This is a genomic window from Candidatus Pantoea carbekii (genome assembly GCF_000971765.1).
In the GTDB taxonomy this organism is placed as follows: domain Bacteria; phylum Pseudomonadota; class Gammaproteobacteria; order Enterobacterales; family Enterobacteriaceae; genus Pantoea_A; species Pantoea_A carbekii.
On the sequence record NZ_CP010908.1, the window covers coordinates 1 to 14562 of the forward strand.

Sequence of the window (14562 nt, forward strand, 5' to 3'; positions counted from 1 at the left end):
TTATGTTAAAATATTATCTACTTTTCTATACATATCAGCAATATTTAACCTTTCTTCTAAAAGCAATGCAGCTCGTAAGCCCAAAGCAACATTTGGATTAGGAAAAAGAATCCAACAAGCAGTATCATTAGCTCGCCATATTTGATTTTTTTCATAGGCGATAATTTGTCCTGATTCTAATTTTGTAAAATTTTCCACTAATGATGACAGTGTTAATCTAAAACTACTATGAGTTTTTATAATACTTTCCTTAATAGTAAAAAATTTTAAAGATGTTTTTGTTGTCTCTAATAAAAGATTATCAGAAATAAGAGCTTTAAGAGCAAACTCTGTTGCTTGAAAGAGATAAAGCGCATTTTGACCAAACGGTTGAACAGTACCCAATTCTAATGTACAACTTTGTATACCAAAACGTTTACTAACATAGTAACTAAAAGTTCCATTAGGAACTGTATGTTGAACTATTGCATCCAATTCGCATGATTTTAAAAAATCAAAAAAAAACTTGTTATAAGCATTAATGTGATAAGGAATTAAAGCAAATTGTGAAAAACGCGAATTACGAATTGTACTATGTATATCAAAATGATATACAGATATATGGTGATTATTACATAAATCTAAAGTGTTAAAAAATGCATTCACAGTTCGTTCTAGAACAGCTGCACGCAAACCTTCAATGCTCTTTAAATAGCTATTACATAAACCACAAAATAAACGATTCATATCATAATGAATATAACGTTTACCTATACGCATTGCCGCTAAGTTACCAAATATAATCAACAATGCACAACGCAGAAACAATTTTTTTTTACTAAGAGATAGTAATAAACTAGCAAGCAATTCAACAGGAGCCGTCTCATTACCATGAATACCAGCTGATACAATAATTGCTTGATTAAACCCTACTTTTGGAATAAGCTGCAATACTCCCTCAGCAAGCCAATTTGCCTGTATTTCTATCGGAAAAGTTATATCTTGTAATCCATCATTTAAAAGTTTACTAATAATTTTATGCATTTATATATCTCTATTGCTGAAAATCATAAATACTGCCAAGCATTAAAAGTTGTGTTAGTTCATCAAGTGCTTGATAAACTTCATTCAGAAGCTGTGGGTCAACTAAATCGTTACTATGCAAACGATCACGATAATGTTTTTCTACCCACTTAATCAACTGTTTATAACGATAATCAGTTAATATACATCCACTGTTTACTGCAGAAAACTCATCTTTATTTAGGACTACACGCAAACGCAAACAAGCAGGTCCACCACCGTTTTGCATACTTTCGCGCAAATTAAATACCTGGATTTCATTAATTGGACATGATATATGTTCAATGAGATTATTTAGATAACGCCATACATTTTTACATCTACGACATTCCTCCGGTACAACAATCAACATTTTTCCATCCGATTTAGTTAATATCTGGCTATTAAAAAGATAAGAAGTTATAGCATCTTGCATGGTTACTTCACTTTCAGGTACCTCAATATTTATGAAAGGTAATTCTAATAAAGCACTTTTATCAAATAATTGCTTGAGTACACTTTTTTGATTAAGAAACGCATATTGATGGTGAAACAATAAATACTGATTACTCACTGAAATAACATCATTATGAAAAACACCACTATCAATAGCAACGGGGTTTTGCTGGACAAAAATAGTATATTGAGGATTCAGCTGATGCAAACGTGATACAGCCTCACTAGCTTCAAGTGTCTGACGTGCTGGATATCTTTGAGGCACAATGCCATTACCAAAAGCTTTACGGCCATATACAAATAATTGAATTCCCTGTGTATCATATTGTTTGCATAGACGATTATGATTTGCACCTCCTTCATCACCAAAATCGCTTTGTTGCGGTAATGCATTATGATGACAAAAATAATTTCTGTTATTAAAAATAGCACGCAGAATACTAGAAGTAGTTAATACTTCAAATGAACGATGAAGCTTACTGTTAAGATTTGCTACTGTAAAATGTACTTTACCATCTCTACTATCAGCTGAAGGTGATACAGTTGCAGCATTTGCTGTCCACATAGATGAAGCTGAACTGAATGCAGAAAGTAAGAGAGGGGATGTTTTTCCTACGTATCGTAATAATTGCTCATTAGTACCACTAAATCCAAGAGCTCTTAATGCATTAACATTTGGACGAGGTTGTGGTGGTACAATACCCTGAACAAAACCTTGATTTAATAAGATTTTCATCTTTTTCAATCCTTGAAGAACAGCTTTTTTTGGATTCGATAATCCATTACGGTTATATAATGAAGCATGATTCCCTATAGATAAACCAGCATAATGATGTGTTTGACCGACTAAACCGTCAAAATTTACTTCAATGCTTGACATAAAAAACCTTAAATATTTAAACGTTAGAATGGAAGACCTGGTAGAATTGTAGTTGGTAATATAAGCGATTCACTAATAAGTGAAACCATAGGCCAGGCACAGTAATCAGCTGCATAGTAAGCTGAAGGACGATAATTACCAGAGCAACCAATACCACCAAAAGGAACCTTGCTAGAAGCGCCTGTTAAAGGTGTATTCCAATTAACAATACCTGCTCGTGCTTCGTTAGTAAGACGATTAAAAAGCAATGCGTCTGTTGAAACTAATCCAACAGCCAATCCATAACGTGTATTATTAGAAATATAGACTGCTTCATCAAAATCCTTATAGCGTATAATAGTTAATAATGGACCAAAGTATTCCTCATCAGGGATCGTACAATTAGTAATATCGATAATACCTGGAGTTACAATAGTAGAACAATGATCAAGTTGTTCCATTCTTAACAAACTAGATGCTCCTAAGTTAATCAAGTGTCGCTGCGCCTCAAGCAAGGCACTAGATGCTTCTAATGAAATTAGCCCACCCATAAATGGTTGAGGGTCTGCATTCCATTTACCAAATTTTATCTGACGGCTTGCTTCAACCAATCTTGCTATTAATGCATCACCTTTTGGACCAAATTTAACTAATAAACGTCTAGCGCAAGTACACCTCTGTCCTGCTGAAATAAAAGCAGATTCAATAATAAGTCGTATTACTGCATCAAAATTAGTATAACTATCTATAATTAAAGCATTATTCCCGCCCATCTCTAATGCAAGAATCTTTTCTGGTTGACCTGATAAAAAACGATGAAAGTAACAGCCAACCGCTGCACTTCCAGTGAAAAGTACACCGTCAATTTGAATATTTTTTAACAACGCATTACCAGTTTCCCTATCACCTTGAATTAAATTCAATACACCATTAGGAAGACCAACATCTTGCCAAATTTGTACTATTAACTCTGCAGTTGCAGGTACAAATTCACTAGGTTTAAAAACAATTGTATTACCGGCAATAAGTGCTGGAATAATGTGCCCATTTGGTAAATGTCCAGGAAAATTATAGGGGCCAAAAACAGCCATTACTCCATGAGGTTTATGACGTAATTGTATTTTTCCGTTCGGTAATAGTGTCTCACTAAAACCTGTTCGAATAGAATAAGCTTCTTGAGAAATACTAGCTTTATAAATCATTGATTGAACTTCTATACGAGTTTCCCATAATGGTTTGCTAGTTTCTTGAGAAATTAATGTAGCAACCTGTTCTTTTTGTTCAGATAAACGTGTTGCAAAGGATTGAACAATAGTAATGCGCTGTTCTAATGACAGATGTGACCAATTATAAAAAGCAGCACGTGCGGCCAGACAAGCATTCTGCACATCTTCTATATTAGCACTAGACGCTTTCCAAAGTATGTCCTGGTTTTCAGGCGATCTTTTTATAAGAACAGGTCCTTTACCTAAACACCATTTACCAGAAATAAAATGTGCAAGATGACTCATAATGTTAAATTCTCTCGGGATACATAGTTATGAAACGTAATATATCATTCTCGTTGACCTGCAAAAATTCACGTTGAACTTCACTTAAGTGCAATGCGTCTGAATTAGAATGTGATTCTACTACTAATGCACAAAAATCCTTGAATCTATCGTTAGAAACAATGCAAGGAATATTTGCAGTTCTTATAACGCTACCCATCTCACCTGCTATTACAATTTGAGTATCACGAATTGCTCTTATGGAATCTGTTTCTGCTTGCAGTACAGGACCTGCGTCAAAAATATCAACAGAACCGCACCATTTAAAACCCTCTTTTTCTAAAATTAAACGCGCTGGTACAGTATTAGGATGTACTTTACCAATAACTTTCTGTGCATCAAGGGGTAATAACGATATATAGATAGGATAAAACGGCATGAGTTCAGCAATGAAAGTTTTTATGCCAGTTCCTGTAAGTCGATCGGCTTCTAAAAATGAAAGATCAAAAAAATGATGCCCTAAGGCATCCCAAAATTGTGATCTACCCTCTTCATCTACTACTCCTCGCATTTCAGCAAATAGATAAGATGAAAATAAGTGGCGATGTGCGGCTATAAATAAAAACCTTGCTTTCGATAAAAACAAGCCATTTCCATTTTTTTGATAAGTAGGATCTAGAAATAATGTACATAATTCACTATGGCCAGTAAAGTCATAACTTATTACTAATAAATCTAAATTTTTATAAATACCAAGTTCTCTTGATACACGAACGCTTTTTTGAATGCGAAAATTATAAAATGGTTCATCTAATCCAACAGCCGCTTCTATAGCGCTAATACCCACAACTCGTCTAATAGTAGGATCTTCTAATACGAAGATAAAACTTTGCTGTGAACGCGGCAAATTTCCATTAAAAGTAGCTATACTATTATTGATACGAGTTTTTAAATATTTACTATCATTTGGTAAAGAAGTTAATCCAACTCCAGCTCTAGCAGCAAGATTTAAAATATCTGATAAATCTGATTCTTTAACAGGACGAAACAGCATATAACGTTGCTCCTGTCTTAAGAATTTTTTAAACGAATAAGAGCGCGCTCGAATCGTATAAAAGCTTCTTGTAAATCACGAAAACAAATGTTTAAAGCAGGTGTAAAACGTATTACATTCGGTCCTGCAATTAAAGTAATTACGCCTTCTTCTGCAGCAAAGTTTGTAAGAATTTTAGCTTTACCTTTCCAATGCATACTTAATTCAGCACCTATAAGTAATCCCATACTACGTAAATCCTTAAAAATAGAATATTTTTCTTGTAATAAACTTAGTTTTTTAATAATCCAAACGTTACGTTGTTTAACGCCTTCAAAAAGTTTATTATCTAATAGCCCTAGGACGCTGTTAGCTACTGTAGCAGCCATCGGATTTCCACCAAAGGTGGTACCATGTGTCCCTAATGTAAATACTTGCGCCCAATTTTCTTTTACTAACATTGCACCTATAGGAAACCCTCCTCCTAATCCTTTAGCACTAGTTAAAATATCAGGTTCTACATTGTATTGCTGGTAAGCATACAGTGAACCAGTACGTCCTGCACCGGTTTGAACTTCGTCAAAAATTAAAGCAACATTAAAGTGATTACAAAGTCTGCGTAAACCTTGTAAAAAAATTGGATCGGCTGGATAAACACCACCTTCACCAATTACAGGTTCAACGATAATTGCACAGGTATGTTCAGAAATATGTGAGCTAACTGCTTGAAGATTATTGTAAGGAAGATGAATAATATTAGCAAATAAGGATATATATTCAGCTGAATATTGAGGTTGTCCTCCTACTGTTACTGTAAATAATGTACGTCCATGAAATGCATCGTTAAATGCAATAATTTCATTTTTCTTTTTGCCATAAAAATTAGCAGCATATTTTAAAGAAAGTTTAAGAGCGGCTTCATTCGCTTCAGCTCCAGAGTTACAGAAAAAAATCTTATCAGCAAAAGTAGATTCAACTAACGTTTTTGCTAACTGTAAAACAGGTTCATTAGTATAGCCATTTCCAATATGCCAGAGCTTGTCAAGCTGTTGTTTTAAAGCTTTTTTAAGATATTTATTTACATGACCTAAAGAATTTACTGCAATACCACCTGCAAGGTCAATATAATCTTTTCCATTTTGATCCCATACCCATGAACCCTTAGCTCTTATAGGGATAAATGGCGCAGGGGAAAAACAAGGTACCATGTATTTGTCGAAATCCATTCGATTATATTCTTCTGACATTGTTAATTCTCCTAGAAAATTGATATTTTGCTTAATTTAACTAATATAAAATTGCTTATACAACGCAATAAAAAAATAATATTCATGAATTTAAATTATTATGATAGCGTTCAAACAACTAAAAAATATTAAATTAAGAGAATGGATTTGAGACTAAAGATAAGAAAAACATAAATTTTATATTTATTTCATATTAAAATATAATTATCGTGTCTTTGACTTACAGCAAAGTCAACAAAAAATATTTAATTAAATTTAATTTATATTTCAAATGGTTAAAAAAAAGATAAAAACATTTTTTATATTATGTTTTTTGTATACACAATATACTGAACAAGACTTTCAAATAAATTGAAAATTAAAAAAATATACAAAATTTTTATTTCCAACTTAGAAGGTTTTTATGAATAAGCTTTCTTATGCATTAGATACAAATATATCAGCATGGACAACCTATTTACGTCAAATCGATCGCGTTGTCCCTTATTTAGGTGATCTTGCTCGTTGGGCTGATACGCTACGACATCCCAAGCGCGCACTTATTGTAGATATTCCAGTACATATGGACGACGGTAAAATTCATCATTTTGAAGGATATCGTGTACAACATAACCTTTCACGTGGACCAGGTAAAGGCGGTATTCGCTATCATCCGAATGTTGATCTGAATGAAGTAATGGCATTATCTGCATGGATGACTATTAAATGTGCTGCGATGAACTTACCTTTCGGTGGTGCAAAAGGAGGAATTCGCGTCGATCCCTTTTTATTATCAGAAGGTGAATTGGAGCGATTAACACGTCGTTATACTAGTGAAATTAGCATTATTATCGGACCACAAAAGGATATTCCAGCTCCAGATGTAGGTACAAACAGTAAAATAATGGCTTGGATTATGGACACCTATTCAATGAAACAGGGCGCAACAGTTACAAGTATCGTAACAGGAAAACCTATTCATCTAGGTGGTTCATTAGGCCGTGAAAAAGCTACAGGCAGAGGTGTATTTATTACCGGTCGGGAAGTTGCTAAACGAGCAGGTGTTAAAATTCAGGGAAGTCGGTTAGCAGTTCAAGGATTTGGTAACGTCGGTAACGAAGCAACGCGTCTTTTTGTTGAAGCTGGAGCTTCTGTGATAGCTATTCAAGATCATAGTAGTACTTTATTTAACGAAAGAGGTATTGATGTAGTTGCATTAAATGATTGGCAGGATAAACATCGCAAAATCATAGGTTTTAAAGGGGCTAAACAAATAGATCGTGATGAATTTTGGGACATACATATGGATATTTTAATTCCTGCAGCACTTGAAGGACAGATTACACTTGAACGGGCAAAAAAATTAAACTGCAAATTAATTTTAGAAGGTGCAAATGGTCCAACTTATCCAGAAGCAGATGATATTCTATGTCAGCGCGATATTACCGTAGTACCAGATGTTATATGTAATGCTGGTGGTGTCACAGTAAGTTATTTTGAATGGGTTCAAGATATGGCTAGTTTTTTTTGGAGCGAAGATGAAATTAATCTACGTATGGATAAAATCATGATAGAAGCTATGCTACATATATGGAATAAAGCGCAAGAAAACAACTGTTCTTTACGTACTGCCGCTTATATTGTTGCATGTGAAAGAATTCTTATGGCCCGTAAAGATCGAGGCATCTATCCAGGCTGAAAATTATACAATCTTAAGCAATGTCGATTGCAACTTTTATTTTAATACAATCCATTTTAGTAAAAATGAAACTAAAAAACAATACAATTGATTAAAGCTATTGTAAATAATTAAAAGTATTCTGATAAATTTTTTAATTGCATTGTTTAAAATTTACATGATTATTGACTTTAAAATACAATATTTATTTTTTAAATAAATAAAATTTTTCAAAAATTATAATTTTTTATTGTAAAATTATTGAGTTGAATGAATAAATAGAACTTTGCTGCCTATAGCTTGCATAAGCTGTAGGCAGCAAAGTTCTATTTAAAATAATTTACTTTATAATAAATATTTTTAAAAGCAGTAACATTATATTTATTTAGTCATGTTAACTATCAATAAAATAAAATTGCATTAATTTTTATACTAATTAAATAGTAGTTAAATTGTTTAAAGTTATCTTTTTAAAAATAGAAAATTACTAGTACGCAATATTAGCTTAATACCTATTAATATAGATTATCGATTGTTTTAACTTCTAGATAAATTTGATGTATACTGAAAATAAACAAAAACATACTCCCCACTAAGTAAAAATTATCAAACAAAACTGTTATCGTATCTTTAACTATAATAACAAATATATTCTATATTATTTTTTAATACATTTACTACTTCATTTGAATTAATTTTTCAAGATCTTCCCTCGTAATTCCAAGTTTATTTAATATTTTTAATTTGTTACGCAGTTGCATATCAAAAGTATCTGGTATAGTAATCAATAATTTTTGGTGATTATCTGCAATTTTGCTCTTTGACGTTTGCAATTTAGGACGCCGATAATGAATATTAAAATATATACTATAACCTTTACGAACTTCACTATAATCTAAATATCCAATTTCTTTTAATTGTTGTATAGCACGTCTAACGGTTTGATTTTGTGAAAAAACAGGAGAACGAAGATTAAGTCTTTCACGTAATCGAGCAAGAGAAATAGGTACTGGATTTTTTGGTAAGCTTTCAATATAAGTATAAAGTGCTTGCGCAGACTCACGTCTTTTAAGTGCATTAATAGCCTTTAGCTGAAGAAGAACTTTTCGATCGAATTTATAAAGCTCAAATAACTGAGGATCCGCTTGCAAGATTACAATATCTTGTTTTGTATCATAATATGCAGACTGTACCAGGTGTGTAATGTATTCTTTGCTATCTTGACCCATATTGCTAGTAAAAGAAATAGTAGTACCAGCAATGCGTTTCAAGGAGGGACTAATACGTTCTCTTAACTTTTTTGAAGATCGATTAGAAGGAATCCCACAGAGTTTAACAAACTCAACAAATGGTAGCTGAACTTTATCTCCAATAATTTTATTATGATGTTTAGCAAAAGAGTGAATAATACCAACCCAAGTTTTAAAATCATTATCCATATCTAAACGAGGGCCTACGATCTCAACTTTTTCAAAGCCTTCAGCTTTTGCTAAGTATAGACGAGTAAGTTCTTCTGTCGCATCAATACTAATAAATGTCTTATTCTTATTATTTTTTAAAGATTTCAAAGTAGGCACAAAGATACCAAGCCTCATCAATGCAATAGGTTGAACAGTATTATTAGCATTTGGCATAAGCTTAATAACTTCTCCTGAAGTTTTGTGTTTTTCTTGAAATAGTCTTTCTATATCAAGATATTTACTATTCAAAAGCATTTCCAATTAGTTAAATCCTTAGAAAGGAAAAATTAATAATACAAACCTGTGCATAAGTAAATAATATCTTTTTTGATATTATCTTAACTCAAAGAAAAATATAACAAATTTATTTGCCAATAAAATTACTTTTCCAAAAGTTCTACTCACTATAGTTTATATTACCTCCTCACTATAGTTTATATTTTACTCACTATAGTTTATATTTTACTCACTATAGTTTATATTTTACTCACTATAGTTTATGCAAACCTCTATCTAAACCAGAGCTGACGCTACTTTCAGCGATCAGGGATCTTTTTGGATCTTATAGGATCTTATAGGATCTTAATAACTAGGATCTAAAGCTGTGGATAAAATAGTGGCTTTCTTTATATCTAGACTATGAAATTGTATTAACCTATTTGACAAATTTAATTATATGTAAAATCAAATTGAAAATTGTTTATATTACATTAGATTATATTTAAAAATAACATATAAAGACCATTCAATAAAAATGGCATATTAAGAATAATTAAAATTATTTAACATTGAAAAATCAATTTACTTATTTAAGCTTAAATTTTATTAAATAAAACAAAAACTAGCAAAAAAGCTGTTTGATAAAAAAATCACTTAAATTCAAACTGATCTAGGATATTATTATATTATTCTATGCTTCATAAAATAAATTATATGCTTAAAAAAATTGCTTATATTAGCTTTTACTTATTATATAAGTATTAGTATTAAAATTGCATTTTCTGTCTACAAAACTAACATAATAAGCAAAAGGAAAAATGTTAAAACGAAATTTTAAATTAAAAGATGTGGAAAAGAGGCTATTAAAATTTATATAGGATAGTTCTGAATTAGTTCTGACATGTATAAATAATTTATAGCAAAAAGACATAAAATAAGAAACAAATCATTAATTAAAAATAAGAATATTAATATATTTGCATTTTTATATATTGAATTAAGTATACGCATTTTAATTTACGTAAATTTTAATACCAAAGCATACACCTAACAACAATACACTTTTAGACAAGCTGTCAATATGGCGAAAATAACGCTCTAATAAAAATAAATGCCGATGACTGAAACTTTAAAGCAGCAATGCGTAAATTCATTAAATAAAATAAAATCACTAGATTCATATCTGATCATCATTACTAAAATAATAACAATATATTTATTGCCATTATTTTATTTATCTATTATTGTACTAAACGATAGGTAATAATATGCATCTATAAAAGACCTTACCAAGAAACAGTGCATTTTACAGTAACACAAAAAGCTAGCAGACAACCATATAAATTAATTATTTTTTTGACGTTTAGTGAGGAATTTAAAAATCAATCAATCAAAATAATAAAAAATTCAAAATCAATACATGTAACTATATCGATATTTTTAAACTAAACTTCCAAATCAATATTTGCTCAATTAACTAATATAATTAATAAAAATATAATATTTTCTTACTTAAAGACTAATAATAAAATTCAGTTTTATATTTTTGTAAAACAACATAAAAAACTTTAATAAAACATTAACAAATCTAAAAATCGAATTATTAAAAAATTACAAACTTGGAGGATAGCATTATATCCTCCAAATTAAATATTTTACTTCATTTTTGCGAAGATTGGTGCTCAATTGCATCGTTCTTTTTATTCTTTATAGGAATGCGTCTTGGTTTTTCACTTTCCGGTATTTCAAGATATAATTTAACGTTTAAAAGACCATCTTCCAATCTTGCCTCTGTAACCTTCATATATTCAGGTATATTATAACTTAGACGAAAATCTGTACGATTTATACCTTTATGCAACCAACCTGCATTATTTTCCTCTGACTCTTCATTATTATTATTATCCATCATCTGTTTTCGACCAGTAACAGTTAATCTACCACCTGCATCTTCAATTTCTAACTCATGCTCTTTCCAACCAGGTACACTAACAGTAAGTGCATAATGTTCGTTATCAAGCTGCCTTAAATCATATGTAGGAGTCGACGATACAGGAGTATCACCGGTTAATTGACTAAATAGTCGATCAATTCGATTAAAACGATCAGAAAAAATGGAATCTGTAAGAGAAGAAAAAACTGGTAAAGTAAACGAAGACATATAATAACCTCCTGAATAATAAATTCATTCAAAAGCTCATTGGGACGAAAATGCTTCATATTAACTATGTAATTATGGATGCTTTCTGTTATTTTTCAAGGTAGTTTAAGAGATTTTTTTATAGTATATATATATCTTTAGAATATATTGTTTTAAACATATAACTTTTTCTAAAATCGATCTAAATTTATTTAACATTATAAAAAATTATAAACTATGTAAATAATATATATTTTAAACATTGTTTCAAAATTAATTAAATACAAAGTAATTTACTTAAAAAATATTTATATATATAAAAATCAATGAGTAAAAAACTAGATTCATTTTAATACATATAAATCTAACACTATAAATTATTCTAGTAACTTCAGATCAAAATTAAAAATTAATATTTAAATTAATTATGTGATCTTTACTATGCAAATATAAAGATAAAAAAGACAATTTGAATTTAATAATAAAATTATATTTTAAATAGATTAGCAATCTATTTAAATAAAAATAGAGATATTCAACATGAAAAATAATAAACGTTATATTATAACTAATAATATGAACAAAGAACCTAAAGATTATAATATACCGCCTATCATAGATCTTAGAAGTGCTATCACGCATTTAAAACAATTTTCTGATGAATATATTTCAACTGATCATCCTATAAAAATTCACAATCAACTAGCAGGAGTATATAAAAGAATAGGAGCAGGAGGAACAGTAATGCGTCCTACCCAAATTGGTCCTGCAATGATGTTTAATAACATAGAAAATTATCCAAATTTTCGTATACTAGTTGGCATGTTAGCATCCAGAAGAAGAGTTAGTCGATTATTAGGAATTGCAGAACAAGAATTAGGAAAACAAATAGCACATGCCAGAGATTACATTATACCTCCCTTGATTATTGAAAATGAAAATGCACCATGTCAAGAAATAATCTATAAAGCAAATAATGCTGATTTTGATCTACGTAAAATTTTACCTGTACCTACAAATACATATGAAGACGCAGGTCCTTTTTTTTGTATGGCACTAATAATGGGTAGTGATCCTGAAAACCTAAATAACACAGATGTTACTATACATAGACTTTGTGTTCAAAATAAAGATGAATTGTCTATTTTTTTTGCACCAGGTAGACACATCGATAATTTCCGAAAAAAAGCAGAACTGATAAACAAATCGCTTCCAATTTCTATCAATATAGGCTTAGATCCTGCTATTTATGTTAGTGCCAGTTTTGAAGCACCAACAACTCCTTTTGGTTTTAATGAACTCTGTATTGCAGGCGGGTTAAGAAGGAAATCAGTAAAATTAACAAAATGTATTAGTATTAAGCAATATAGTATTGCACAAGCAGAGATCGTAATCGAAGGAGAAATATTACCAAATGTAAGAATAATTGAAGACCAAAATACCAATACTGGTAAAGCAATGCCTGAATTTCCTGGCTATACCGGTGAAGCTAATCCTTCCCTTCCAATAATCAAAGTAAAGGCAATTACAACTCGAAAAAATCCTATTTTACAAACATTAGTTGGGCCAGGTGAAGAACATGTCAATTTAGCAGGATTACCTACCGAAGCGAGTATTTATATTGCTCTTGAAAAATCATTACCTGGATTACTACAAAATGTATATGCTCATAGCGCAGGAGGCGGTAAATTACTTGCTATTCTTCAAGTAAAAAAAAGGAATATAAGAGATGACGGTAATACAAGACAAGCAGCGATTAATGCTTTAGCTGTTTATAGAGAATTAAAAAACGTAATTCTCGTTGACGAAGATGTGGATCTTTTTGATACTAATGATGTAATTTGGGCAATGCAAACTCGTTATCAGGGAGATATAGATACAATTTTTCTTCCAAATATCACTGGCCATGTATTAGATCCTTCTCAATCTCCTGATTATAACACTGCTCTTTCTGCTAAAGGAAATACTTGCAAAACTATATTTGACTGTACAGTACCTTGGAAATTAAAACATCAATTTGTCAGATCACAATTTGATGAGGTTGAACCAAATCTATGGGCTCCAGAATTATTTAAGTAATGTTAAAAAGTTCAAAAAGAAATAAAAATATGTTTTATGAGTATAAATACGAAACTATCTATTTTAAATTTAAATAAATTAAAGATGACTAACATGTTAATTTTTTAAAATTTATATATAATGATATTATATCTATTGTTTTTAAAATAAGATTTTCAAGCTTGAAAATCTTATTTTATGAAAAAATTTCAAATTTTTAATATTATATTTACTATTTTAATATATATTAATTGATATAAAATATAAAAACCGCATAACTTATAAATAATCAATTGAATATTCCATATATTGATAATACATTTATTATAGTTAATATTTGAATATTTTCCTCGTTTTAAGTAAGATTCAATGCTAATAAAAACTTTATACAAAACAATTTTTTAATTAAAATTAAATTTCTTAGTTAGCATAATATACAAAATTTTTGTACTACAATTTTACTCAAAAAAAATTCAAATAAATTTAATAAGAAACAATTAATTAATAATAATTTTTATAATTAAATAAAAAAATCTCTTAGCTTAAAAAGCAAGAGGCGTTATACATTAATTTTAATTAAAAACGAAATGAAATAATTTTTATAGTTTCATAAATTTATGAAATACAAAACGAGTATTTCTTACATATTGATCAATACTGATAATCTAACACATACATAATAATAATTCATTTTAACTATTTATTATCTCTATATAAGAGAAATTTTTTAAATTATTTAAAATAGCTATAATTGAAATTTATATCAAAAAAAATGCTAAAATAATAATAAGTTGTTGACTCTAAAAAATTTGATTTTCAATTAATTTACATACAATAAATCATCTAATAATATTAACTTATTCTCGTTGAATAAGTTAATATTATTATTAAAATAAAATCCA

The 14562-nt window shown here is 29.8% G+C and carries 9 protein-coding genes; 2 read left to right on the top strand and 7 right to left on the bottom strand.

Features of this window, described 5'->3' with window-relative positions:
- From astE to BMSBPS_RS04225, 5 genes are read right to left on the bottom strand one after another with little or no spacing between them, the layout of a single operon-like run.
- Positions 1–1023 (bottom strand): succinylglutamate desuccinylase, encoded by a 1023-nt coding sequence (gene astE, locus BMSBPS_RS04205; RefSeq protein WP_046201223.1) that lies wholly within the window; start codon positions 1021–1023, stop codon positions 1–3.
- 10 nt (positions 1024–1033) lie between these two features.
- A complete protein-coding gene (astB, locus tag BMSBPS_RS04210; protein ID WP_046201224.1) occupies positions 1034–2377 on the bottom strand; it encodes an N-succinylarginine dihydrolase in 1344 nt (447 codons plus the stop codon).
- Between the two features lie 23 nt (positions 2378–2400).
- Positions 2401–3867, bottom strand: a complete 1467-nt coding sequence (gene astD / locus BMSBPS_RS04215; protein ID WP_046201225.1) for a succinylglutamate-semialdehyde dehydrogenase — start codon at positions 3865–3867, stop codon at positions 2401–2403.
- Between the two features lie 4 nt (positions 3868–3871).
- Complete coding sequence (gene astA / locus BMSBPS_RS04220; RefSeq protein WP_046201226.1) at positions 3872–4900, bottom strand: arginine N-succinyltransferase; 1029 nt, start codon at positions 4898–4900, stop codon at positions 3872–3874.
- 17 nt (positions 4901–4917) lie between these two features.
- Positions 4918–6126, bottom strand: a complete 1209-nt coding sequence (locus tag BMSBPS_RS04225) for a bifunctional succinylornithine transaminase/acetylornithine transaminase (protein WP_046201227.1) — start codon at positions 6124–6126, stop codon at positions 4918–4920.
- A 403-nt stretch (positions 6127–6529) separates the two neighbouring features.
- Between BMSBPS_RS04225 and BMSBPS_RS04230 the strand changes: the two genes are divergently transcribed.
- On the top strand, positions 6530–7804 hold the full coding sequence (locus BMSBPS_RS04230; RefSeq protein WP_046201228.1) for a Glu/Leu/Phe/Val family dehydrogenase: 1275 nt from the start codon (positions 6530–6532) through the stop codon (positions 7802–7804).
- Between the two features lie 656 nt (positions 7805–8460).
- Here BMSBPS_RS04230 and BMSBPS_RS04235 read toward each other — a convergent pair.
- Together BMSBPS_RS04235 and BMSBPS_RS04240 are read right to left on the bottom strand one after the other, a co-directional pair.
- On the bottom strand, positions 8461–9417 hold the full coding sequence (locus tag BMSBPS_RS04235; RefSeq protein WP_326972821.1) for a RepB family plasmid replication initiator protein: 957 nt from the start codon (positions 9415–9417) through the stop codon (positions 8461–8463).
- 1705 nt (positions 9418–11122) lie between these two features.
- The gene (locus tag BMSBPS_RS04240) at positions 11123–11623 is read right to left on the bottom strand and encodes an Hsp20 family protein (protein ID WP_046201229.1); all 501 of its coding nucleotides are present in this window, start codon (positions 11621–11623) and stop codon (positions 11123–11125) included.
- Between the two features lie 555 nt (positions 11624–12178).
- On the opposite strand from BMSBPS_RS04240, the gene BMSBPS_RS04245 reads away from it, so the two are divergent.
- Complete coding sequence (locus BMSBPS_RS04245; protein ID WP_046201231.1) at positions 12179–13681, top strand: UbiD family decarboxylase; 1503 nt, start codon at positions 12179–12181, stop codon at positions 13679–13681.
- Positions 13682–14562 lie beyond the last annotated feature (881 nt).

Coding starts and splice junctions, on each gene's coding strand:
- astE (WP_046201223.1), bottom strand. CDS start 1,023: ATGCATAAAATTATTAGTAAACTTTTAAATGATGGATTACAAGATATA.
- astB (WP_046201224.1), bottom strand. CDS start 2,377: ATGTCAAGCATTGAAGTAAATTTTGACGGTTTAGTCGGTCAAACACAT.
- astD (WP_046201225.1), bottom strand. CDS start 3,867: ATGAGTCATCTTGCACATTTTATTTCTGGTAAATGGTGTTTAGGTAAA.
- astA (WP_046201226.1), bottom strand. CDS start 4,900: ATGCTGTTTCGTCCTGTTAAAGAATCAGATTTATCAGATATTTTAAAT.
- BMSBPS_RS04225 (WP_046201227.1), bottom strand. CDS start 6,126: ATGTCAGAAGAATATAATCGAATGGATTTCGACAAATACATGGTACCT.
- BMSBPS_RS04230 (WP_046201228.1), top strand. CDS start 6,530: ATGAATAAGCTTTCTTATGCATTAGATACAAATATATCAGCATGGACA.
- BMSBPS_RS04235 (WP_326972821.1), bottom strand. CDS start 9,417: ATGCCAAATGCTAATAATACTGTTCAACCTATTGCATTGATGAGGCTT.
- BMSBPS_RS04240 (WP_046201229.1), bottom strand. CDS start 11,623: ATGTCTTCGTTTACTTTACCAGTTTTTTCTTCTCTTACAGATTCCATT.
- BMSBPS_RS04245 (WP_046201231.1), top strand. CDS start 12,179: ATGAACAAAGAACCTAAAGATTATAATATACCGCCTATCATAGATCTT.